Origin of the sequence: Streptomyces sp. NPDC092045, from assembly GCF_044756005.1 — a bacterium.
GTDB lineage: Bacteria > Actinomycetota > Actinomycetes > Streptomycetales > Streptomycetaceae > Streptomyces.
Window position 1 is genome coordinate 1 of record NZ_JBIVSC010000006.1, and the last position, 24,389, is coordinate 24,389.

The following is a 24,389-nucleotide window of genomic DNA, read 5'->3' on the forward strand; positions in this document are numbered from 1 at the left end:
GAAGCCCTGTAAGGGGTGGAGCTGACCGGTACTAATAGGCCGAGGGCTTGTCCTCAGTTGCTCGCGTCCACTGTGTTAGTTCTGAAGCAACGAACTCCCTTGCCGGTTGAGTTCGTGAACTTCATAGAGTTTCGGTGGTCATAGCGTTAGGGAAACGCCCGGTTACATTCCGAACCCGGAAGCTAAGCCTTTCAGCGCCGATGGTACTGCAGGGGGGACCCTGTGGGAGAGTAGGACACCGCCGAACACCTGCCCTTTTAGCTCAGTCGGTAGAGCGTCTCCATGGTAAGGAGAAGGTCAACGGTTCGATTCCGTTAAAGGGCTCCAAAGAAAAGGCCCCCGCCTCGTGGCGGGGGCCTTTTTGCGTTCCTGGAACAGGGGCGTGCGGAAGGCGCCTCCCCCGGAGGGAAGGCGCCGTGCCATCAGCGGTCGTCCGGCTCGCGCAGGCGCATCGCCAGGATGGCCATGTCGTCGGAGGCCGGGGCCTGGGCGAAGCGTTCCACCGCGCGCAGCACCCGGGCCGCGACCGCGCCGGCCGTCAGGCCCGTACACGTCTTGAGGACGTCGGCCAGGCCGTCGTCGCCCAGCATGCGGGAGCCCTCGCGGCGCTCCGTCACGCCGTCCGTGACGCACAGGAGGACGTCGCCCGGGTCGAGCGTCACCGTCTCCTCGTACAGCTCCAGGTCGTCCATGACGCCCAGGAGCGGCTGCGGTTCGGCCGCGGGGCGGACCGTGCCGTCCGGGCTGAGGCGCAGGGGCAGCGGGTGGCCGGCGCAGACGACCTTGAGGATCGCGGAGCCGTCCTCCTGCGGGCGCATCTCGCCGTAGAGGAGGGTCAGGAAGCGGCTGCGGGCGCCCTCGTCGAGGATCGCCGCGTTCAGGCGCTCCAGGACGGCCGGGCCGCCCAGGCCCTCGCGGGCCAGGAGGCGCAGGGCGTGACGGGCCAGGCCGGTGACGGCGGCCGCCTCCGGCCCCGTACCGCAGACGTCGCCGATGGCGAACCCGTACGCGCCGTCGCTGATCGGGAAGAGGTCGTAGAAGTCGCCGCCGACCTCGTTGCCCTCGCCGGCCGCGCGGTAGATGACGTCGACCTCGACGCCCGGGATCTCGGGGAGGCCGGGCGGCAGGAGGCTGCGCTGGAGGGACTGGCTGATCGCCACGCGCTCCGAGTAGAGCCGGGCGTTGTCCAGGGCCAGGGCGGCCCGGCGGGACAGGTCCTCGGCGAGCTCCAGGATCTCCTGGCGGAAGTGGTCCTCGGACGGCCTGCCGAGCGTCAACATGCCGATGACCCGGTTGCGGGCCACCAGGGGCAGGACGACCGTCTCGCCGGCGACCGTGCTCGCCGTGGCCAGCGTGGTGTCGATGCCCGGCGAGAGCGGGCTCGACGGGTGGTCGAGGGCGTGGACCGAGGCGTTGAGCGCGGCCCGGCGGGCGGCGTCGCCCGGCGCGGTCCAGACCCGGGCGCCGGGCGTCGGCACCGGGTCGGGCGGCGTGATCGAGGAGAGCAGTTCCTTGAGGCCGTCGATGCGGTCCTCGTCCTCGTGGAGCACGTACGAGAGGTACGGGTCGGAGGACTGGTCGGCGATCGTGTAGACCGCGCACCAGGTCGCGAGGGTGGGGACCGTCATCTGGGCCATCAGGGCCAGGGTCTGGTCGCGGTCGAGGGTGCCGGCCAGGAGGTCGGAGGCCTCGACGAGGAAGCTGAGGGAGCCGCGGCGCAGGCGCTCCAGCTCGCCGAGGCGGGCGGACTCCACGGCCAGGGCGATGCGGTCGGCGGCGAACTGGAGGCGGAGGGCCTCCTCGTTCGAGTAGCGGTTCGCGGCCTCGGCGGCCACGCCCAGGGAGCCGGTGAGGCGGCCCTCGACCTTGAGGGGGACGGTGACCACCGAGCGCATGCCGGTGTCCTCCAGGAGCGGCACGGCTCCGGGGACGGCGGCCAGGTCCTCGTGGACGGCGGGCATCCGGGCGGAGCCGTACCGGCTGGCGCCGGTTTCGACGGGCACGCGCGCGAAGCGCTGGCGGGCGGCCGGGAGCCCGGTGGTGGCCCGCACCTCGAGCTCCGTCTCGTCGTCCGTGGCGAGGAGGAGGAAGGCGGCGTCGCCCTCGAGCATGTCGCGGGCGCGCTCGACCGTGCGCTGGAGCAGGCCGTCGAGGTCGTCGGGGGCCGGGGAGCCGATGAAGACCTCGAACGGGTCGGTGGCGCGGTTCTCGGCGCCCGGCTCGGCCGCGGGACGCTGCGGGGTCTGGAGGACCGCCCGCTCGTGCTCGCGGACCAGGAGGCAGACCGTGGAGGGCTCGCCCTGGGAGTCGCGGACCCGGAGGTGCGCGGCGTAGACGGGGACGACCCGGCCGTCGGCGCAGCGGATGCCGTAGCTGCCCTCCCAGCGGGAGAGGCGCAGGGCCTCGGCGAGACCGGTGCCGATGCCGGGGGTGTGGGGCCAGGCGGCGAGGTCCCCCAGGGGCTTGCCGGTGACCTGCTCGGAGCCGTACCCGAAGAGTTCCCCGGCGTCCTCGTTCCAGGCGGTGATCGCGCCGTTCCGGTCGATCTGGACGACGGCGACGCGGACGCGGCTGTCGGCGACCGGGAGGAGGGCGTCGGGCAGGACCGGACCGGCCGAGCGGGTGCCGACGGGGCGCTGGGGGAGGTCGAGGTGGAACCAGACGTGCTTGCGCGTGGGGGAGTAGTCGACGCCCCAGCGGTGGGCGAGGGCGGCGCAGAGCAGCAGGCCGCGGCCGTTCTCGCGGTCGGGGGAGACGAGGGTGCGGCCGCTCTGGACCGGGATCTCGCGCTCGGGGTAGCGGTCGGAGACCTCGACGCGGATGCTGTCGTCGGAGCGCAGGCAGAGCACGTCGGCGGCGGTGCCGGCGTGCACGACGGCGTTCGTGACGAGCTCGCTGGTGAGGACGACGGCGTCGTCCACCAGTTCGGGGTGTCCCCAGCCCTGGAGGGTGTCCCGTACGAAGGCCCGTGCGGCCGCGACGGACCGCCCGACGGGCTCGAAGCTGGCAGTCGCCCGCGCGGTGATCACAGCACTCCTCGTACGCGTCTCGACGCCCGGCTCTGCCATGCTCGGTCTGTCCTTCCCACTGCCCGGTGGTCGTGCGCGCACCACACCGTCCCCGCCGGGCGGACCGGGGCGGCTGGACAGCCGGATGCCAGGTTACTTACCTTCGCTGTCCGAGCGGATGCCGGTCACCGCTGATTCCGTCCCTCGGGGGTAGGGACGCCGTCGAAGCTGCCGAACTGTTATCGCCTGGTTCGGTCACGGTGAAACACTGGGCAGGCTACCGGCAGAGCCGGAGCGGTACGGTCGACCCCTTTCGGGAGGGACACGGTGGAGTCTGGCACGGCGGCGCGACGCGGCGGAGGCAGCGGTACGCGCACGAGGGGCGGGCGTTCCCGTGGGGGGACGGTCCAGGTGGACGCGGCGGCGCTGGAGCGGTTGCTCTCCGCGCTCGTGTCCATGCGGGACGGGAACTTCCGCAGGCGGCTCACGGTGTCCGGCGACGGGGTCATGGCGGAGATCTCCGCCGTGTTCAACGAGGTCGCGGACCGGCAGCTGCACGTGACCGGGGAGCTGTCGCGGGTCCGGCGGGTCGTCGGGCGCGAGGGCAAGCTGTCCGAGCGCCTGGAGTCCGGGGCCAGCGAGGGGGCCTGGGCGGCGGCGATCGAGGCCGCGAACGCGCTCGTCGACGACCTGGCCCGGCCGGTGTCCGAGGTGGGACGGGTGCTCTCGGCGGTGGCCGAGGGCGACCTGGAGCAGCGGATGGACCTGCGGTCGGAGGGCGCCGACGGAGCGGTCCGGCCGCTGCGGGGCGAGTTCCTGAAGGTCGCGCGCACCGCCAACAACCTCGTCGACCAGCTGTCGGTGTTCGCCTCCGAGGTGACCAGGGTCGCCGTCGAGGTGGGGACCGAGGGCAAGCTGGGCGGTCAGGCGCAGGTGCGCGGGGTGTCCGGTTCGTGGAAGGACCTCACGGACTCGGTCAACACCATGGCCAACCGGCTGACGGCCCAGGTGCGTGACATCGCTCTCGTCACGACGGCGGTCGCCGACGGCGACCTGTCGCAGAAGGTCACGGCGAACGTGGCCGGCGAGATGCTGGAGCTGAAGAACACCGTCAACCGGATGGTGGACCAGCTGTCGTCGTTCTCGTCCGAGGTGACCCGGGTCGCGCGCGAGGTGGGCACCGAGGGCGAGCTGGGCGGCCAGGCCGAGGTGGCCGGGGTCGCCGGCGTGTGGAAGGACCTCACCGACTCCGTCAACACGATGGCGGGCAACCTCACCAATCAGGTGAGGGGCATCGCCGAGGTGACGACCGCCGTCGCCAACGGCGACCTGTCGCAGAAGGTCCGGGTCTCGGCGCGCGGCGAGATCGCGCAGCTCGCGGACACGATCAACCAGATGACCGAGACGCTGCGGACCTTCGCCGACGAGGTGACCCGCGTCTCGGGCGAGGTCGGCGCGCAGGGCCTGCTCGGCGGACAGGCACAGGTGCCGGGGGCGGCGGGCACCTGGAAGGACCTCACGGACTCCGTCAACACGGTCTTCCGGAACATCACCACGCAGGTCCGCGACATCGCGCAGGTGACGACGGCGGTGGCCAACGGCGACCTGTCGCAGAAGGTCACGGTGGACGTGGCCGGGGAGATGCTGGAGCTGAAGAACACCGTCAACACGATGGTCGACCAGCTCTCCGCCTTCGGCTCCGAGGTGACCCGGGTGGCCCGGGAGGTCGGCGTCGAGGGCCTGCTCGGCGGCCAGGCCGAGGTGCCGGGCGCGGCGGGCACCTGGAAGGACCTCACCGACTCGGTGAACACGGCCTTCCGCAACCTGACCGGTCAGGTGCGCGACATCGCGCAGGTGACGACGGCGGTGGCCAACGGCGACCTGTCGCAGAAGGTCACGGTGGACGTGGCCGGGGAGATGCTGGAGCTGAAGAACACCGTCAACACGATGGTGTCGCAGCTGTCGTCCTTCGCGGACCAGGTGACCCGGATGGCCCGGGACGTGGGCACCGAGGGCCGGCTCGGCGGCCAGGCGCGCGTGGACGGCGTCTCGGGACGCTGGCGGGAGCTCACCGACTCGGTGAACTTCATGGCCGGCAACCTGACCTCCCAGGTGCGGCAGATCGCGCAGGTGACGACGGCCGTGGCGCGCGGCGACCTGTCGCAGAAGATCGACGTGGACGCGCGCGGCGAGATCCTGGAGCTGAAGAACACCATCAACACGATGGTCGACCAGCTCTCCGCGTTCGCGGACCAGGTGACCCGGGTGGCCCGCGAGGTGGGCACCGACGGGCGCCTGGGCGGTCAGGCGCAGGTGCCCGGCGTGGCCGGCGTGTGGCGCGACCTGACCGACTCGGTGAACGGCATGGCCGGCAACCTCACCACCCAGGTCCGCAACATCGCCCAGGTCGCCACGGCGGTCGCGCGCGGCGACCTGTCGCAGAAGATCGACGTCGACGCGCGCGGCGAGATCCTGGAGCTGAAGAACACCCTCAACACGATGGTGGACCAGCTGTCGAACTTCGCCGAGCAGGTGACCCGGGTGGCCCGTGAGGTGGGCACCGAGGGCATCCTCGGCGGCCAGGCCGAGGTGCAGGGCGTCTCGGGCACCTGGAAGGACCTCACCCAGTCGGTGAACGGCATGGCGAACAACCTCACCATCCAGGTGCGGAACATCGCCGAGGTCACCACCGCGGTCGCCATGGGCGACCTGTCGAAGAAGATCACGGTCGACGCCCGGGGCGAGATCCTGGAGCTGGTGACGACCGTCAACACGATGGTCGACCAGCTGTCGAACTTCGCGGACGAGGTCACGCGCGTGGCCCGCGAGGTGGGCACGGAGGGCATCCTCGGCGGCCAGGCACGCGTGCGCGGGGTCACCGGCACCTGGAAGGACCTCAGCGACAACGTCAACCTGATGGCCAACAACCTGACCAGTCAGGTGCGGAACATCTCCCGGGTCTCGGCGGCCGTCGCCAACGGCGACCTGACCAAGAAGGTGACGGTCGAGGCGCGCGGCGAGGTCGCCGAACTCGCCGAGACCGTCAACACGATGGTGACGACCCTGTCGTCGTTCGCGGACGAGGTCACGCGCGTGGCGCGCGAGGTGGGCACGGAGGGCGAGCTGGGCGGTCAGGCCCGGGTGCCGGGCGTCTCCGGCACCTGGAAGGACCTGACCGAGTCGGTGAACTCGATGGCCGACAACCTGACCGGTCAGGTGCGGCAGATCGCCGCCGTCACCACCGCCATCGCCAAGGGCGACCTCACCAAGAAGATCGACATCGACGCGCGCGGCGAGATCCAGGAGCTGAAGAACACCATCAACACGATGGTCGACCAGCTGTCGAACTTCGCCGAGGAGGTCACCCGGGTCGCGCGCGAGGTGGGCACCGACGGGCAGCTCGGCGGTCAGGCCCGGGTCCGGGACGTGGAGGGCACCTGGAGCGACCTCACCGACTCGGTGAACGAGATGGCCGGGAACCTCACCCGGCAGGTGCGGGCCATCGCCGCCGTCGCCACCGCGGTGACCCGCGGCGACCTGAACGTCAAGATCGACGGCGTGGACGCGGCCGGCGAGATCCAGGCGCTCCAGGACAACATCAACACGATGATCGCCAACCTGCGCGACACCACCCTCGCCAACGACGAGCAGGACTGGCTCAAGAGCAACCTGGCCCGCATCTCCGGCCTCATGCAGGGCCGCCGGGACCTCGACGACGTCGCCTCGCTCATCATGAGCGAGCTGACCCCGGTCGTCTCGGCCCAGCACGGCGCCTTCTTCGTGGCGATGCCGACCGGCTCCGCCCACGGCGACGCCGAGCTGGTCGGCGAGGGCGACGGCGCGTACGAGCTGCGGATGCGCGGCAGTTACGGATACTCGCCCGGCTCCATGCCGACCTCGTTCCGTCCCGGCGAGACCCTCATCGGGACGGCGGCCGAGGAGAAGCGGACCATCCAGCTCAACGCGCCGCCCGGCTACCTGAAGATCTCCTCCGGGCTCGGCGAGGCCTCGCCCGCGCACGTGATCGTCCTCCCGGTCCTCTTCGAGGGGAAGGTCCTCGGCGTGATCGAGCTGGCCTCCTTCCAGCCGTTCACCCAGATCCAGCGGGACTTCCTCAACCAGATCGCCGAGCTGATCGCCACCACCGTCAACACGATCAGCGTCAACACCAAGACCGAGGTGCTCCTCCAGCAGTCGCAGGAACTCACCGAGCAGCTCAAGGAGCGCTCGGCCGAGCTGGAGCACCGGCAGAAGGAACTCCAGGGCTCCAACCTGGAGCTGGAGGAGAAGGCCGAGCTGCTCGCCCGGCAGAACCGCGACATCGAGGTGAAGAACACCGAGATCGAGGAGGCCCGGCAGGTCCTGGAGGAGCGGGCCGAACAGCTCGCGGTCTCCATGCGGTACAAGTCCGAGTTCCTGGCGAACATGTCGCACGAGCTGCGCACCCCGCTCAACTCGCTGCTGATCCTGGCCAAGTTGCTCGCGGACAACGCCGAGACGAACCTGACGCCGAAGCAGGTCGAGTTCGCCGAGACCATCCACGGCGCCGGTTCGGACCTGCTCCAGCTGATCAACGACATCCTGGACCTGTCGAAGGTCGAGGCGGGCAAGATGGACGTCTCGCCGACCCGGATCGCGCTCGTGCAGCTCGTCGACTACGTGGAGGCGACCTTCCGGCCCCTCACGGCGGAGAAAGGGCTCGACTTCTCGGTGCGGGTCTCGCCGGAGCTGCCGGCCACGCTCCACACCGACGAGCAGCGCCTGCTCCAGGTGCTGCGCAACCTCCTGTCCAACGCGGTGAAGTTCACCGACACGGGCGCGGTGGAGCTGGTGATCCGGCCGGCCGGCACGGACGTGCCGCAGTCGATCCGCGAACAGCTCCTGGAGGCCGGTTCGCTGCGCGACCCGGAGGCCGACCTGATCGCCTTCTCGGTCACCGACACCGGGATCGGGATCGCGGCGAGCAAGATGCGGGTCATCTTCGAGGCCTTCAAGCAGGCCGACGGCACGACCAGCCGGAAGTACGGCGGCACGGGCCTGGGGCTCTCGATCAGCCGGGAGATCGCGCGGCTGCTCGGCGGCGAGATCTTCGCCGCGAGCGAGCCGGGCCGCGGCTCGACGTTCACCCTGTACCTGCCGCTGAACCCGACCGAACTGCCCGCGCCGGGCTACGGCCAGGGCGCGCAGGACGGCGAGGACCCGCAGCAGGGCGCGGAGGAGGGGGCGGCCGGGGCCGTCCACCCGTTCCCGCACTTCCCGCCGGTGCCCGTGCGGACGGAGGCGCGCTCCGGGGCCGGGGCGCTGTTCCGGCACCGCCGGAAGGCGGCGGCGGAGGCGACCGGGGCGCGGAGCGCGGTGCCGGAGCAGACCGGTCAGCAGCCCGTTCCGGAGCGGGAGGAGCAGGAGCCGGCGCCGCGGCGCACCTTCGGCTTCTCCGGCGAGAAGGTCCTCATCGTCGACGACGACATCCGCAACGTCTTCGCGCTCACCAGCGTCCTGGAGCAGCACGGGCTCGCGGTGCTGTACGCGGAGAACGGGCGGGAGGGCATCGAGGTCCTGGAGCAGCACGACGACGCCGCGGTCGTCCTGATGGACATCATGATGCCGGAGATGGACGGGTACGCGACGACGACCGCGATCCGCCGGATGCCGCAGTTCGCCGGCCTTCCGATCATCGCCCTGACGGCGAAGGCGATGAAGGGCGACCGGGAGAAGGCGATCGAGTCGGGCGCCTCGGACTACGTGACCAAGCCGGTCGACCCCGACCACCTGCTGTCCGTCATGGAGCAGTGGATGCGGGGCGAGTGACCCGGGCCGGGGCCGCGCGGCCCCGGCCCCGCGCCGGCGGGTCCCGGAAAGATCTCCGGCGGACTGTCGCCAGGGGCGTGTGAGAGGTCGGGATACGGGGAACCTTCTGGTCTCCCACCGCGTTTTTCCTACGTGCACAGTGACATCGCGGTGACAGGGTGTGGCGACGGGCGGGGTGCGGCTACGATGACCGGCACAAGGACGGACGGCGTTAGGGAGTCGTCTTCTGGGGCGGCGCCCGGCGCCTCCCCCGGTTCGGGGGACCGGGCGGAGCCGTTGCCGGGACGAGGAGGACGGGGCATGGTGCAGAAGGCCAAGATCCTCCTGGTCGATGACCGGCCGGAGAATCTGCTGGCGCTGGAGGCCATTCTCTCCGCGCTCGATCAGACGCTGGTGCGGGCATCGTCCGGGGAGGAAGCGCTCAAGGCGCTGTTGACGGACGACTTCGCGGTCATCCTGCTCGACGTCCAGATGCCGGGCATGGACGGTTTCGAGACCGCCGCCCACATCAAGCGGCGCGAGCGGACCCGGGACATCCCGATCATCTTCCTCACCGCCATCAACCACGGCCCCCACCACACCTTCCGGGGGTACGCGGCGGGGGCGGTCGACTACATCTCCAAGCCCTTCGACCCGTGGGTGCTGCGCGCCAAGGTCTCCGTCTTCGTCGAGCTCTACATGAAGAACTGCAAGCTGCGCGAGCAGGCCGCCCTGCTCCGGCTCCAGTTGGAGGGCGGCGGCGAGAGCGGTCACGGCAAGGAGTCCGCCGGTCTGCTCGCCGAACTCTCCGCCCGCCTCGCGGCCGTCGAGGAGCAGGCGGAGGCGCTGTCGAAGCAGCTCGACGACGACTCGGCCGACGCGGCGGCCGTCGCCACCGCCGCGCATCTGGAGCGCAAGCTCACCGGTCTCCGGCGGGCCCTGGACGCCCTGGAGCCGGGCGCCGGCGCCGCGCCGAGCCTGCCCGGCCAGAGCTGACGCGACGTCAGGAAGCGCCCCGGACCGCCTCGGTCCGGGGCGCTTCGCCGTGATGCGGCGTCAGCATCGTGCCTCCGCGCGGACGACACGAACGGGTGAGGCGGACAGCCGGTTCCCACACGGGTAACCTCGGCATCATGGCTTCACGTACGTCCGGCAAGACCCAGGGCACGGCGGGCACCGCAAAGCCGCGCGCCGGCCGTACGGCGGGCGCCGCGAAGAAGGCGGCCCCCGCGAAGTCCCCCGCCAAACCGGCCGCGAAGAACGCCCCGGCGAAGAGGGCCCCGGGCAAGAAGGCCGTGCCCGCCAAGCGCGCGCCCGCGCGGAGGCCCGCAGCGAAGAAGGCCCCGCCCCGCCCCGCGCCGTCCCCGACCGGAGGCGTCTACCGGCTGGTGCGCGGCGCCTGGCTCGGACTCGCCCACGCGGTCGGGGCGGTCTTCCGGGGCATAGGACGCGGCGCCAAGGGACTCGACCCCGTCCACCGCAAGGACGGCCTCGCGCTGCTCCTCCTCGGCCTCGCGCTGATCGTCGCCGTGGGCACCTGGTCCAATCTGCGCGGCCCGGTCGGCGACCTCGTCGAGCTCCTGGTCACCGGGGCCTTCGGACGGCTCGACCTCCTGGTGCCGCTCCTCGTCGGCGGGATGGGCGTGCGCCTGATCCTCTATCCGGAGCGGCCCGAGGCCAACGGCCGGATCGTCATCGGCCTCTCCGCCCTCGCCCTCGGCGTCCTGGGACAGGTGCACATCGCGTGCGGCTCGCCCGGCCGCGGCGACGGCGCCGACGCGGTGCAGGACGCGGGCGGCCTCATCGGCTGGGCCGCCTCCCAGCCCCTCGTCTTCATGATGGGCGAGGTCCTCGCCGTACCGATGCTGGTGCTGCTCACCGTCTTCGGCCTGCTCGTCGTCACCGCCACCCCGGTCAACGCGATCCCGCAGCGCCTGCGCGCCCTCGGCGTCAGGCTCGGCGTCGTGGAACCGCCGTACGACCCGGCGGAGGCCGCGGAGTACGCGCGCGAGGAGTACGACGAGGAGTGGCGGGACGCGGAGCCGAGGCCCGCGCGGCCCGTCCGCCGGCGCGCCCCCGGCCCGGTGGAGCCGTACGACGTGGACCGGGCCGGGGCGGAGGCGTCGGAGCGGCGCGGCCGCCCGGCGCGCCGCCCCTCCCGGCGGACCGGCTCCGAGGCCGGCCTCGACCCGGTGGACGTCGCCGCGGCGGCGGCCGCGGCGCTGGACGGCGCGGTCCTGAACGGCATGCCCCCGTCCCCGATCGTCGCCGACCTGACCAAGGACGTCACCGCCGAGCGGAACGCCGCCGTGGCCGCCTCCGCCGCCGGGGCCCCGGAGAGGGCGACCGCGCCCGTGCCGCCCGCCCGGGGCGAGGACGCGCGCGGCGGAGGCGTACCCGATCTGACCAAGCCCGCGCCCGAGCCGACGGATCTGCCGTCGCGGGCCGAGCAGCTCCAGCTGTCCGGTGACATCACGTACGCGCTGCCGTCGATGGACCTGCTCGAGCGCGGCGGGCCGGGCAAGACGCGCAGCGCGGCGAACGACGCCGTGGTGGCGGCGCTGTCGAACGTGTTCGACGAGTTCAAGGTCGACGCGGCGGTCACCGGCTTCACGCGGGGGCCGACGGTCACGCGGTACGAGGTCGAGCTCGGGCCCGCGGTGAAGGTGGAGAAGATCACGGCCCTGGCGAAGAACATCGCCTACGCGGTGGCCTCCCCGGACGTGCGGATCATCTCGCCGATCCCCGGCAAGTCCGCGGTCGGCATCGAGATCCCCAACAGCGACCGCGAGATGGTCAACCTCGGGGACGTGCTGCGGCTGGCGGACGCGGCCGGGGACGACCATCCGATGCTGGTCGCGCTCGGCAAGGACGTCGAGGGCGGCTACGTGATGGCCAACCTGGCGAAGATGCCGCACATCCTGGTCGCCGGCGCCACCGGCTCCGGCAAGTCCTCGTGCATCAACTGCCTGATCACCTCGGTGATGATAAGGGCGACCCCCGAGGACGTGCGGATGGTGTTGGTCGACCCCAAGCGGGTCGAGCTGACCGCGTACGAGGGCATCCCGCACCTGATCACCCCGATCATCACCAACCCCAAGAAGGCCGCCGAGGCCCTGCAGTGGGTGGTGCGCGAGATGGACCTGCGCTACGACGACCTGGCGGCCTTCGGCTTCCGGCACATCGACGACTTCAACGAGGCCATCCGGGCCGGCAAGGTCAAGCTGCCCGAGGGCAGCGAGCGCGAGCTCAACCCCTACCCGTACCTGCTGGTGATCGTCGACGAGCTGGCCGACCTGATGATGGTCGCGCCCCGGGACGTCGAGGACGCGATCGTGCGCATCACCCAGTTGGCCCGCGCCGCCGGTATCCATCTGGTCCTGGCCACCCAGCGCCCGTCGGTGGACGTGGTGACCGGTCTGATCAAGGCGAACGTGCCCTCCCGGCTCGCCTTCGCCACCTCCTCGCTCGCCGACAGCCGGGTCATCCTCGACCAGCCCGGCGCCGAGAAGCTGATCGGCAAGGGCGACGGGCTGTTCCTGCCGATGGGCGCCAACAAGCCCGTCCGCATGCAGGGCGCCTTCGTCACCGAGCACGAGGTCGCCACCGTCGTGCAGCACTGCAAGGACCAGATGACGCCCGTCTTCCGGGACGACGTCACCGTGGGCACCAAGCAGAAGAAGGAGATCGACGAGGAGATCGGCGACGACCTCGACCTGCTGTGCCAGGCCGCCGAGCTGGTCGTCTCCACCCAGTTCGGCTCCACCTCCATGCTCCAGCGCAAGCTGCGCGTCGGCTTCGCCAAGGCCGGCCGGCTGATGGACCTGATGGAGTCGCGCAACATCGTCGGACCCAGCGAGGGCTCCAAGGCCCGCGACGTCCTCGTCAAACCCGACGAACTCGACGGCGTCCTCGCCGTCATCCGCGGTGAGTCGGAGGAGTAGGGCCCGTCCGGTGGACCGGGGCCGGACAGGCCCCGGGCGGGGGCCGGGTCCGCGATCCGCGCGGGCTCCGGCGCGGGGCCGGGTGTGGGCGCCGGAAGGCGGGGTACCCGTTCGAGATCCGGCCGAGACTCACTCGTAAGAAATGGGTGAGCAACCGTTTCCCCTGGCCGTACGTCAAGTTGGACGGAGGGACAGAAGGATGTCCCAGCCTCATGGCGTACAAACAGCACCCGCCCGGTTGCCCCACCCTTTCGTACCACCCATAGACTGAACGTCCAGCAGGTGGCTACACGCTCGAAAGGCGCTCTCGTGTCCATCGGCAACTCCCCCGAAGACGACCGGACCTTCCCGGCAGACGACCGGGAACCGATCGGTCGTGTCCTCCAGCAGGCCCGTATCGCCGCCGGTCTCACCGTCGAAGAGGTCAGTGCCTCCACCCGTGTCCGGACCCCGATCGTGCACGCGATCGAGGAGGACGACTTCTCGCGCTGTGGCGGCGACGTCTACGCCCGCGGCCACATCCGCACCCTCGCGCGCGCCGTCGGTCTCGACCCGGCTCCGCTGATCGAGCAGTTCGACGCCGACCACGGCGGCCGCCCCGCACCCACCCCCGCCGCCCCGCTGTTCGAGGCGGAACGCATCCGCCCCGAGCCGCGCCGGCCCAACTGGACCGCCGCGATGGTCGCGGCCATCGTCGCCGTCGTCGGGTTCGTCGGCTTCACGATGTTCGACGAGAACGACGCCCCGAAGGGGACCACCGCGGCCGACGGCGGCCCGGCGCCCGCCCCGGAGCAGGCGACCTCCGCCGCCAAGCCGAAGCCGGTCAAGCCCGTCGCGCCCAAGCCCACCGAGAGCGCGATCGCCGCGGTCCCGCAGGACAAGGTCACGGTCAAGCTCTCCGCCACCGACGGCAAGAGCTGGATCTCGGCCAAGGCCCACGACGGCAAGATCCTCTTCGACGGGCTGCTCATGGAGGGCGAGTCCAAGACCTTCCAGGACGACGAGCGCGTCGACCTGGTACTCGGCAACGCCGGCGCCATCGAGCTCTACGTCAACGGCAAGAAGGTCGCCGACACGTTCGAATCCGGCCAGGTCGAGCGGCTCACGTACACCAAGGGTGACCCCCAGGCCGGCTGAGCCGGTCCGGTCGCCGCCGTGATGTGACCTCCGTCGCGCGGGTGAACCCTGCGCGACGGGGGAACGGCCGGGACGAAGTAGTCTTGAGTCCATGCCCGAACGCCGTACCGTCGCCCTTGTCACTCTTGGCTGCGCCCGTAACGAGGTGGACTCGGAGGAGCTCGCAGGCCGCTTGGCAGCGGACGGCTGGGAGCTCGTCGAGAACGCCGAGCAAGCGGACGTCGCCGTCGTCAACACCTGCGGATTCGTCGAGGCCGCCAAGAAGGACTCCGTCGACGCCCTGCTCGAAGCCAATGACCTGAAGGACCACGGCCGGACCCAGGCCGTCGTCGCCGTCGGCTGCATGGCCGAGCGGTACGGCAAGGAGCTCGCCGAAGCCCTCCCGGAGGCCGACGGCGTCCTCGGCTTCGACGACTACGCCGACATCTCCAACCGCCTCCAGACCATCCTCAGCGGTGGCAGCGTCGAGGCCCACACCCCCCGCGACCGGCGCAAGCTGCTGCCGCTCTCGCCCGTGGAGCGCCAGGAGGCCGCGGCCGCCGTGGCCCTGCCGGGACACGGCGACGGCGCCGAGGTCCCCGCCGACGTCCCGGCCGACCTGCCCGAGGGCCTCGCGCCCGCCTCCGGTCCGCGCGCGCCGCTCCGCCGCCGCCTGGACGCCAGCCCCGTGGCCTCCGTGAAGCTCGCCTCCGGCTGCGACCGCCGCTGCACCTTCTGCGCCATCCCCTCCTTCCGCGGCTCCTTCGTCTCGCGCCGCCCCTCGGACGTGCTGAACGAGACCCGCTGGCTCGCTGAGCAGGGCGTGAAGGAGATCATGCTGGTCTCCGAGAACAACACCTCCTACGGCAAGGACCTCGGCGACATCCGCCTCCTGGAGGGCCTGCTGCCCGAGCTGGCGGCCGTGGACGGCATCGAGCGCGTCCGTGTCAGCTACCTCCAGCCCGCCGAGATGCGCCCTGGCCTGATCGACGTCCTCACCTCCACCGAGAAGGTCGCCCCGTACTTCGACCTGTCCTTCCAGCACAGCGCCCCCGACGTGCTGCGGTCCATGCGCCGCTTCGGCGACACCGACCGCTTCCTGGAGCTCCTGGAGACCATCCGCTCCAAGGCCCCCACCGCCGGCGCCCGCTCCAACTTCATCGTCGGCTTCCCCGGCGAGACCGAGGCGGACTTCGCCGAGCTGGAACGCTTCGTCACCCACGCGCGCCTCGACGCCATCGGCGTCTTCGGCTACTCCGACGAGGACGGCACCGAGGCCGCCACGTACGAGCACAAGCTCGACCAGGAGGTCGTCGACAAGCGGCTCGCCCACCTCTCCCGGCTCGCCGAGGAGCTCACCGCGCAGCGCGCGGAGGAGCGGATCGGCGAGACCCTGGAGGTACTGGTCGAGACCCTGGACGAGGAGGACGGCTGGATCGGCCGCGCCGCCCACCAGGCCCCCGAGACCGACGGGCAGGTGGTCCTCGTCACGGCCGACGGCACGGACCCCGACCTGGCCCCGGGCCGTATGGTCAGGGCGAAGGTCGTCGGGACGGAGGGCGTCGACCTGGTGGCCGAGTGTCTTTTCGAGGAGGCGGGCAGATGACCGGAGTCCCGGCATCCGCGACGGGCGGGACCGGTAGGCCGACGCCCCGCGGCAAGCTGGGGGCGGTGGCCGTCGACCAGGCCAGCCTGTGGAACATCGCGAACATCCTCACCATGATCCGGCTGGCGCTCGTGCCCGCCTTCGTGGTGCTGCTGCTCCAGGACGGCGGGCACGATCCCGCGTGGCGGGCCTGGGCCTGGGCGGCGTTCGCGGTGGCCATGATCACGGACGTCTTCGACGGGCACCTCGCCCGTACGTACAACCTGGTCACCGACTTCGGGAAGATCGCCGACCCGATCGCGGACAAGGCGATCATGGCGGCCGGCCTGGTCTCCCTGTCCGCGCTCGGGGACCTCCCCTGGTGGGTGACCGCGGTCATCCTGGCCCGGGAGCTGGGGATCACCCTGATGCGGTTCTGGGTCATCCGGCACGGGGTCATCCCCGCCAGCCGCGGCGGCAAGATGAAGACCCTGGCCCAGGGCACGGCCGTGGGCATGTACGTGCTGATGCTCACCGGGCCGCTGGCCACCTTCCGCTTCTGGGTGATGACGGTGGCCGTCGTGCTGACGGTCGTCACCGGCCTCGACTACGTGCGCCAGGCCGCCGTGCTGCGGCGCCGGGGCATCGCCGCCGAGCGGGCCGCCGCCGAGCGCTCGGCGGCGGCGGCACGATGACCGAGGCCGCCCGGGTGCTCGCGCTGCTCGCCGAGCGGGGCCAGACACTGGCCGTCGCGGAGTCGCTCACGGGCGGCCTGGTGGCCGCCGAGCTCACCGGGGTCCCCGGCGCGTCCGCCTCCTTCCGGGGCTCCGTCACCGCCTACGCCACCGCCCTCAAGCACGAGCTCCTCGGTGTCGACGCGGCCCTGCTCGCGGAGCGCGGCGCGGTCGATCCCGAGGTCGCGTCGCAGATGGCGGCCGGTGTGCGGGTCCGGCTCGGCGCCGACTGGGGCATCGCGACGACCGGGGTCGCGGGCCCGGAACCGCAGGACGGGCAGCCGGTCGGAACGGTCTACGTGGCGGTCGCGGGCCCGGCCCGGGAGGCGGCCCGGACGGGCGCTCCAGGATTTCCGGAGGGGGCTCCGGCAGGATCCTCGGAGGGGTCTCCGACGAGGACCGCGGGGGAGTCTCCTGAAGCGCCTCCCACGAGGTCCCCGGAAGGGTCCCCGGCGGGTTCTCCCACGGGGTTCCCTGAGGGGGCTCGGGCAGGTTCTCCCACGAGGTCCCCGGGGGAGTCTCCGGCAGGGTCTCCCGTGGGGAAAGTGGTCCCGTTGAGGTTGAACGGCGGTCGTGGGGAAATCCGTAGGGAGAGCGTACGGATCGTGCTCGAACTGCTCTGCGGGGAACTCTCGGGAAATGTGCGGGCACAGGATACGGAACAGAACGGGGGGAATGGATGTTTGCAGCCCTGAGTGAACACGACATCGCTCCCCGCACGGCCGCGGCGCGAGGCGGTACGGTGGGGCGTGAAGGATGCGGCTACGCGGTCCGAGGAGGGAGCCACCGATGATTCTGCTCCGTCGCCTGCTGGGTGACGTGCTGCGTCGGCAGCGCCAGCGCCAGGGCCGTACTCTGCGCGAAGTCTCCTCGTCCGCCCGAGTCTCGCTCGGCTATCTCTCCGAGGTGGAGCGGGGGCAGAAGGAGGCTTCCTCCGAGCTGCTCTCCGCGATCTGCGACGCGTTGGACGTACGGATGTCCGAGCTCATGCGCGAAGTGAGCGACGAGCTGTCGCTGGCCGAACTGGCCGAGTCGGCAGCAGCGAGCGAACAGGTGCCGGCACCGGTTCGTCCGATGCTCAATTCGGTGTCGGTGACGTCGGTGGCGGGTGTGTCCACCGAGCGGGTGACCATCAAGGCGCCCGCGGAAGCGGTCGACGTCGTCGCCGCCTGAACCGAAACGAGGGCGAAGCCCCGGTCCGTGTCCCGCGAGGGACGCCGACCGGGGCTTCGCCCTTTCCGGGATTTCTTTGGGCCGGTTTGTTTGAGATGCCGGGTTCCGGTGAGGCGTGCCATGGTGGGGAAACGTTCGACTGGTTGGAGATTCCGCATGTCTGTCGTGAAGAGCACGCTGTCCGAGACCGACCTCAAGACCGTCGGCAACGCGCTCCAGGGAGCCCTGGTCGACCTGGTGGACCTCTCCCTGGTGGCCAAGCAGGTGCACTGGAACGTCGTCGGACCGCGCTTCCGCTCCGTCCACCTCCAGCTCGACGAAGTGGTCACCACGGCCCGGACGCACTCCGACACCGTGGCCGAGCGGGCCTCCGCCCTGGGCGTCAACCCGGACGGGCGAGCGGCGACCGTCGCGTCTTCGAGCGCGATCGCGACCGTGCCGGAGGGCTGGATCAAGGACGAGGAGGCGGTACGGATCCTCGTCGCCGCCCTCGGCGCCGTCACCACCCGGATGCGGGAGCGGATCGACGCGACCGGTGACCCCGACCCGGTCACCCAGGACATCCTGATCGCCCTGACGGGCGAGCTCGAGAAGCACGCGTGGATGTTCCAGGCGGAGAGCGTCTGAGGCGGCGGGGCGTGCTGATACGCACGGCGCGCGCCGGGGCGGGCCCCGGTGCGCCCTCCCGCAGAGTGATCCTGTCGGTCTAGCGTCGACCGCAGGAGGCGGCCATGGTACGGCGACGGTTTCCGCCGGCAACGTTCGCGCTGGTCGCGGTCGGGCTGGTGGCCGGGGGGCTCTGGTGGTGGGCCGTGCTGCGCCTGCTGCTCGTCCCGGGCGAGACCGGGCCGGTCGAGGGAGTGATCGCGGCGGGCGGCTGGGGCCTGAGCCTGCTGCCCGTGCACGTGGCCGCCTCGTCGGGACCGCCGGGCGCGCTCGCCCGGCGGATCGGCAGGACGCCGTGGCGCCGGCGGTGGGGCGCCGGCTCCGGTCCGACGTGACGGAGCGGGAAACGACGTGGGCCGTGGCCGCCGGGCGTATCGGCGGGCCGCGGCCGACGGGGGTATCAGCGGTGATCAGATCGACGGGCTCGTGCCGGTTTCCTCCCGGCGCGGGCCCTTCTGGCATTCCGGGCACCAGTACGTGACCCGGTCCCCGAGCTCCGCCTTGCGGATCCGGGCACCGCAGCGCAGGCAGGGGCGACCAGCGCGACCGTAGACGTGGAGCGGGGTGCCGGGGCGGCGCACGGTGGTGACCCGTTGGTCCGGGTGGTCCTTGTTGAGGTCGAGCAGGCGGTGGGCGGTCGCCACCAGACGGGCGGGGACGCCCGGCTCCAGCTCCCCCACGGGGAGCCAGGGGGTGACGGCGGCGAGGAACGCCAGCTCCGACTTGTAGACGTTGCCGATGCCGGCCAGGTTCCGCTGGTCGAGGAGGGCCTCCCCGAGCGTCCTCGCCGGATCGGCCGTCAGCCTGCGCACGGCCTCCTCCGGGTCCCAGCCGGGGCCGAGCAGGTCCGGCCCGAGATGGCCCACCACCCGCGACTCCTCGTCGGTCCTGAGGAGCTCCACGATCGGGAGCCGGTAGCCGTACGCGGTGGACTCCGCGTTCCCCAGGACGGCCCGGATCTGGTGCTCGGGGCCGCCGCGGGGCCGCTCCCCGGTGGCGTACACCCGCCAGGCGCCGTCCATCCGCAGATGGGAGTGGAGGGTGAGCCCGCCCTCGATCCGGGCGAGCAGGTGCTTGCCGCGCGGAGTGACGTCGAGGAGCGCGCGGCCGGTGAGGTCGGCGGTGGCGAACCGGGGCACCCGCAGGTCCGAACGGGTCAGCACCCGCCCGGCGAGCGCGGCGTGCAGACGGCGGGCCACCTGCCAGACGGTGTCTCCTTCGGGCACGGTCCTCCTCGGGTCACGGTCTTTCGGAACGGCGCTGGGACGGGGGGCGCCGGGCGGCCGGGTCCTTTCCGGCCTCCTTCCGGGCTTCTTCCCGGACGCGCGGCGGCCAAGGCCTGTCCGTCGCGGCTCGGGACCGGGCCGCGACGCCCGGCACGGCCAGCCCCGGCCCCGATCCGCCGGACACGCCCCGGGGAGGGCCTCGCCGATCATGCCGGGCTCGCGGTGTCCGGCGCCTGATCCGGCCCGATCGACAAGACGCCCCCTAGGGCGTGTGTCGAAAGTCCCGCCTGCCCGGCGGTGTCCGGCACGCACTCCCCCGTAGCCCTGCGGGCACGGGGGCACCCCCGGCCGCGTTGTCGGGATCGCCCGGTACCACCAGTGTCGGGGCGACCCTCCGCCTTGCGATCGCACGCACCGGACACCGCCGGGCCTGCCCTCCGGGCAGACGGCGCTACTTTCGACACACCCCCTAGGCGCGCAGCCGCAGGCCTCTGGGAGTGGCCAGGAAACCCGCCGCCTCCAGGGGGCGGGCCAGCGGGGAGGTCAGGGCCGGGACGCCGTTGAGCCGCTCCACCGTGACCGTGCCCAGGACGCCCGCGCGGGCGGACGCGGCCAGGGCCTCGGCCGCCGCCGTCAGGGCCGGGTCGTCCGGGTCGGTGGGCCAGGACAGGAGCGTCTTGCCGCCGCGCTCCACGTAGAGCGTCAGCTCGCCGTCGACCAGGACCACCATCGCGCCCGCCTTGCGTCCCGGCTTGTGCCCGGCGCCGGCCGGCGGCTCGGGCCAGGACAGGGCGGCCCCGTACGCGTTCGCCGGATCGGCCGCCGCCAGGACGAGGGCGCGCGGCCCGGACGCCGCCTCGACGCCCCGGTCGCGTGCGGTCGCCGCGGCCCGCAGCCGGTCCACCGCGCCGTCCATCGCGAACTGGGCCGCGCCGAGCCCCTCCACGACGTAGCCCCGGCGGGCCTGGCCGCTGTCCTCGAAGGCGGCCAGGATCCGGTACACGGCGGAGAAGCCGCCCTCCACGCCCTCGGCGGCCACCGCGCCCCGGGTGACCACGCCGTGCCGGTCGAGCAGGGTGCGGGCCAGGGCGTGCGCCCGGTGCGTCGGCTCCGGTTCCGGCGGCGGCAGCAGCGACCAGCGGCCGGATACCGTGGGCGGGCCCGTGCGGGACACCGGCCGGGCGGACGCGGTCAGGGTGCCGTACCGGCCGCGGGGGACCGTGCGGCGCGCGCGGTGCGCGGTGGAACCGGCCGTGCGGCCCGAGCCGAGCAGCGCCCGCAGCGGGGCGAGGGTGTCGTTGGTGAGCCGACCCGACCAGGCCAGGTCCCAGAGCGCGTCGGCGAGCTGCGGATCGGTGGCGTCCGGATGGGTGGTCGCCCGCACCTGGTCGGCGATCTGGCGGAAGAACAGGCCGTACCCGCCGGAGAGGACGGCGAGCACCGACTCGTGCAGCGCGGACAGCTCCAGCGGATGCGGCGGGGGCAGGAGCAGCGGGGCCGTGTCCGCGAGGTGGAGCGAGACCCAGCCGTCCTTGCCGGGCAGCGAACCCGCGCCCGCCCACACCACCTCGCCGGTGGTCGTCAGCTCGTCCAGCATCGCCGGGGAGTAGTCCCTGACCCGGGACGGCAGGACCAGCTTCTCCAGGGCCGAGGCCGGGACGGGCGCGCCCTGGAGCTGCTCGACCGCCCGCGCCAGGCCGTCGATGCCGCGCAGGCTGTTGCTCCCCAGGTGCTGCCACTGCGGCAGGAAGGTGGCCAGGGCCGCCGGGGGCACCGGCTCCAGCTCGTGGCGCAGGGCCGCGAGGGAGCGTCGGCGGAGCCGGCGCAGGACGGTGGCGTCGCACCACTCCTGGCCGATGCCGGAGGGGTGGAACTCGCCCTGGACGACCCGGCCGGACGCCGCGAGCCGCTGGAGGGCGCCGTCGGTGACGGCCGTGCCCAGGCCGAAGCGCTCGCCGGCCCGGGAGGAGGTGAACGGGCCGTGCGTGCGCGCGTACCGGGCGAGGAGGTCGCCCAGCGGGTCCTTGACCGGCTCGGTGAAGGCCTCGGGGACGCCGACCGGCAGGGCCGTGCCCAGCGCGTCCCTGAGCCGGCCCGCGTCCTCGATCGCCGCCCAGTGCTCCCGGCCCCCGATCCGCACCCGGATCGCGCGCCGCGCCGCCTCCAGCTCGCCCGCCCAGCCCGCCTCGGCGCCGCGCTCGGCCAGCTCGGCACCGGTGAGCGGACCCAGGACCCGCAGCAGGTCGGCGACGCCCTCCACGTCCTTGATCCGCCGGTCCTCCGTCAGCCACTGGAGCTCCCGCTCCAGCTCCGCCAGGACGTCCGCGTCGAGCAGCTCGCGCAGTTCCGCCCGGCCGAGCAGCTCCGCGAGCAGCCGGGAGTCCAGGGAGAGCGCGGCGGCCCGCCGCTCCGCGAGCGGTGAGTCGCCCTCGTACAGGAACTGCGCCACGTAGCCGAAGAGCAGCGAGCGGGCGAAGGGGGACGGCTCGGGGGTGGTGACCTCGACGAGGCGGACCCGGCGGGCCTCGATGTCGCCCATCAGCTCCGTCAGGCCGGGCAGGTCGAAGACGTCCTGGAGGCACTCGCGGACGGCCTCCAGGACGATGGGGAACGAGCCGAACTCGCTCGCCACCTGGAGGAGCTGGGACGCGCGCTGCCGCTGCTGCCACAGCGGGGTGCGCTTGCCCGGGTTCCGCTTCGGCAGCAGCAGGGCGCGGGCGGCGCACTCGCGGAAGCGGGAGGCGAACAGCGCGGAACCGCCCACCTGGTCGGTGACGATCTGCCCGATCTCGCCCTTGTCGAAGAGGGCGTCGGCCGCGCCGACGGGCGCCTTGTCCGCGTCGTACGCGGTGTCCGCGTGGCGGCCCGGGTCGACCGGCTCGTGGTCGAGCAGGTCCAGGCCCATGTCCAGGCCCATCAGGTCGGCGTCCGGCAGGCGCAGCACGATGCCGTCGTCCGCGTGCATCACCTGCGCGTCCATGCCGTACCGCTCGGCGAGCCGGGCACCGAGGGCCAGCGCCCACGGGGCGTGCACCTGCGCCCCGAACGGGGAGTGGATGACGACCCGCCAGTCCCCGAGCTCGTCCCGGAACCGCTCGACCAGGATCGTCCGGTCGTCCGGCACGTGGCCGCAGGCCTCGCGCTGCTCACCGAGGTACGCGAGGACGTTCCCGGCGGCCCACGCGTCGAGCCCGGCGGCGAGCAGCCGCAGCCGCGCGTCCTCGTCGGTGAGGGCGCCGATCTCGCGGAGGAACGCGCCCACCGCCCGGCCCAGTTCGAGCGGGCGGCCCAGCTGGTCGCCCTTCCAGAACGGCAGCCGGCCCGGCGCGCCGGGCGCGGGGGTGACGAGGACCCGGTCCCGGGTGATGTCCTCGATCCGCCACGAGGTGGTGCCGAGCGTGAACACGTCGCCCACCCGCGACTCGTACACCATCTCCTCGTCGAGCTCCCCGACCCGGCCCCCGCCCTTCTTGGGGTCCGAGCCCGCCAGGAAGACGCCGAACAGGCCCCGGTCGGGGATCGTGCCGCCCGAGGTGACGGCGAGCCGCTGCGCGCCCGGCCGGCCCGTGACCGTCCCGGCCACCCGGTCCCAGACCACGCGCGGGCGCAGCTCGGCGAAGGCGTCCGAAGGGTACCGGCCCGCCAGCATGTCGAGGACGCCCGTGAAGGCCGACTCGGGCAGCGAGGCGAACGGCGCCGCCCGGCGCACCACCGCGAGCAGGTCGTCCACCTGCCAGGTGTCGAGCGCGACCATCGCGACCAGCTGCTGCGCGAGCACGTCCAGCGGGTTGGCGGGGATCCGCAGGGACTCGATCGCGCCCGAGCGCATCCGCTCGGTGACCACGGCCGCCTGCACCAGGTCGCCCCGGTACTTGGGGAAGACCACGCCCGTCGACACCGCGCCGACCTGGTGGCCCGCGCGGCCCACCCGCTGGAGCCCGGAGGCCACAGAGGGCGGCGACTCGACCTGCACGACCAGGTCCACCGCACCCATGTCGATGCCCAGCTCCAGGCTGGAGGTGGCCACCACGGCGGGCAGCCGGCCCGCCTTCAGGTCCTCCTCGACCTGGGCGCGCTGCTCCTTCGACACCGAGCCGTGGTGGGCCCGGGCGAGCAGCGGCGGGGCGCCCTGCGCCGCCCCCGACTGGGCCATGACCTCGGCCGGGGGAGCCCCCTCGGGCAGGGGCTCGCCGGTCGCCCGCTCGTACGCGATCTCGTTGAGCCGGTTGCACAGGCGCTCGGCCAGGCGCCGGGAGTTGGCGAAGACGATCGTGGAGCGGTGGGACTGCACGAGGTCGGCGATCCGCTCCTCGACGTGCGGCCAGATCGACGGCCTGTCGCCGCCCTCCTCGCCCTCGGAGGCCGGGGAGCCGCCCAGCTCGCCCATGTCCTCGACGGGCACGACGACGGAGAGGTCGAACTCCTTGCCCGACGGCGGCTGCACGATCTCCACCGCGCGCCCCGGCGACAGGTACCGCGCCACCTCGTCGACCGGCCGGACCGTGGCGGAGAGGCCGATCCGGCGCGCGGGCCTCGGCAGCAGCTCGTCGAGCCGCTCCAGGGAGAGCGCCAGGTGCGCGCCCCGCTTCGTGCCCGCGACCGCGTGGACCTCGTCCAGGATGACCGTCTCCACGCCGGTGAGGGCCTCGCGGGCGGCGGAGGTCAGCATCAGGAACAGCGACTCGGGGGTGGTGATCAGGATGTCCGGCGGCTTGGTCGCGAGCGTCCGGCGCTCGGCGGCCGGGGTGTCGCCGGAGCGGATCCCGACCCGGACGTCGGGCTCGGGCAGCCCGAGCCGCACCGACTCCTGGCGGATGCCGGTCAGCGGGGAGCGCAGGTTCCGCTCGACGTCCACCGCGAGCGCCTTCAGCGGGGACACGTACAGCACGCGGCAGCGCTTCCCCGGCTCGGCGGGCGGGGGAGAGGACGCCAGGCGGTCCAGGGAGGCGAGGAAGGCCGCCAGCGTCTTGCCCGAACCGGTCGGGGCGACGACCAGCACGTCGGAGCCCGCCCCGATGGCGCTCCAGGCGCCCTCCTGGGCCGCCGTGGGCGCGTCGAAGGCCCCGGTGAACCAACCACGGGTCGCGGGGGAGAACGAGTCGAGCGCGGACCTGACCATGCCCCCCATCGTGCACCCGGGCACTGACAAC

General features: G+C 72.7%; 13 protein-coding genes, 1 tRNA gene and 1 rRNA gene. 12 read left to right on the forward strand and 3 right to left on the reverse strand.

Translation table 11 applies throughout. From position 1 onward, the window contains the following. The first annotated feature begins 130 nt into the window (after positions 1-130). Together rrf and ACIQKA_RS18040 are read left to right on the forward strand one after the other, a co-directional pair. A 5S ribosomal RNA gene (rrf, locus tag ACIQKA_RS18035) occupies positions 131-247 on the forward strand. 4 nt (positions 248-251) lie between these two features. Further along, positions 252-327, forward strand: a tRNA-Thr gene (locus ACIQKA_RS18040). A gap of 95 nt (positions 328-422) precedes the next feature. Here the strand turns inward: ACIQKA_RS18040 and ACIQKA_RS18045 are convergent. Further along, positions 423-3,068: a SpoIIE family protein phosphatase gene (locus ACIQKA_RS18045; RefSeq protein ID WP_402541495.1), complete on the reverse strand. Its 2,646-nt coding sequence runs from the start codon at positions 3,066-3,068 to the stop codon at positions 423-425. A gap of 267 nt (positions 3,069-3,335) precedes the next feature. Here ACIQKA_RS18045 and ACIQKA_RS18050 point away from each other — a divergent pair, with 267 nt between their 5' ends. The 10 genes from ACIQKA_RS18050 to ACIQKA_RS18095 all read left to right on the forward strand — a co-directional run bounded on the left by ACIQKA_RS18050 (position 3,336) and on the right by ACIQKA_RS18095 (position 18,348). Beyond that, positions 3,336-8,816 (forward strand): HAMP domain-containing protein, encoded by a 5,481-nt coding sequence (locus ACIQKA_RS18050; RefSeq protein WP_383154667.1) that lies wholly within the window; start codon positions 3,336-3,338, stop codon positions 8,814-8,816. 300 nt (positions 8,817-9,116) lie between these two features. Beyond that, the gene (locus ACIQKA_RS18055) at positions 9,117-9,791 is read left to right on the forward strand and encodes a two-component system response regulator (RefSeq protein WP_030221433.1); all 675 of its coding nucleotides are present in this window, start codon (positions 9,117-9,119) and stop codon (positions 9,789-9,791) included. Between the two features lie 137 nt (positions 9,792-9,928). Continuing rightward, positions 9,929-12,739, forward strand: coding sequence for a DNA translocase FtsK (locus ACIQKA_RS18060; protein WP_402541496.1), 2,811 nt, complete (start codon positions 9,929-9,931; stop codon positions 12,737-12,739). A gap of 309 nt (positions 12,740-13,048) precedes the next feature. Then, positions 13,049-13,876: a helix-turn-helix domain-containing protein gene (locus ACIQKA_RS18065; RefSeq protein WP_383154662.1), complete on the forward strand. Its 828-nt coding sequence runs from the start codon at positions 13,049-13,051 to the stop codon at positions 13,874-13,876. Positions 13,877-13,967: 91 nt separating this feature from the next. Then, the gene (gene rimO / locus ACIQKA_RS18070) at positions 13,968-15,461 is read left to right on the forward strand and encodes a 30S ribosomal protein S12 methylthiotransferase RimO (RefSeq protein WP_402541497.1); all 1,494 of its coding nucleotides are present in this window, start codon (positions 13,968-13,970) and stop codon (positions 15,459-15,461) included. Beyond that, positions 15,458-16,135, forward strand: a complete 678-nt coding sequence (gene pgsA, locus ACIQKA_RS18075) for a CDP-diacylglycerol--glycerol-3-phosphate 3-phosphatidyltransferase (RefSeq protein ID WP_402541498.1) — start codon at positions 15,458-15,460, stop codon at positions 16,133-16,135. The genes rimO and pgsA overlap by 4 nt, the downstream gene beginning before the upstream one ends. Beyond that, entirely contained in the window at positions 16,132-16,869 is a 738-nt protein-coding gene (locus tag ACIQKA_RS18080; protein ID WP_383154654.1) for a nicotinamide-nucleotide amidohydrolase family protein, read from the forward strand. Before pgsA ends, ACIQKA_RS18080 begins: the two co-directional genes overlap by 4 nt. Positions 16,870-16,963: 94 nt before the next feature. After that, positions 16,964-17,347 (forward strand): helix-turn-helix transcriptional regulator, encoded by a 384-nt coding sequence (locus ACIQKA_RS18085; RefSeq protein WP_356547254.1) that lies wholly within the window; start codon positions 16,964-16,966, stop codon positions 17,345-17,347. A 156-nt stretch (positions 17,348-17,503) separates the two neighbouring features. After that, a complete protein-coding gene (locus ACIQKA_RS18090) occupies positions 17,504-17,974 on the forward strand; it encodes a Dps family protein (RefSeq protein ID WP_383154652.1) in 471 nt (156 codons plus the stop codon). 104 nt (positions 17,975-18,078) lie between these two features. Continuing rightward, on the forward strand, positions 18,079-18,348 hold the full coding sequence (locus ACIQKA_RS18095) for a hypothetical protein (RefSeq protein ID WP_402541500.1): 270 nt from the start codon (positions 18,079-18,081) through the stop codon (positions 18,346-18,348). Positions 18,349-18,423: 75 nt separating this feature from the next. On the opposite strand, the gene ACIQKA_RS18100 is transcribed toward ACIQKA_RS18095, so the two are convergent. Beyond that, positions 18,424-19,239: an Fpg/Nei family DNA glycosylase gene (locus ACIQKA_RS18100; protein WP_383154647.1), complete on the reverse strand. Its 816-nt coding sequence runs from the start codon at positions 19,237-19,239 to the stop codon at positions 18,424-18,426. A gap of 469 nt (positions 19,240-19,708) precedes the next feature. Next, positions 19,709-24,358 carry a DEAD/DEAH box helicase gene (locus ACIQKA_RS18105; RefSeq protein ID WP_402541501.1) on the reverse strand — a complete coding sequence of 1,550 codons (4,650 nt, stop codon included), beginning with the start codon at positions 24,356-24,358 and terminating at the stop codon, positions 19,709-19,711. Between the last annotated feature and the right edge of the window lie 31 nt (positions 24,359-24,389).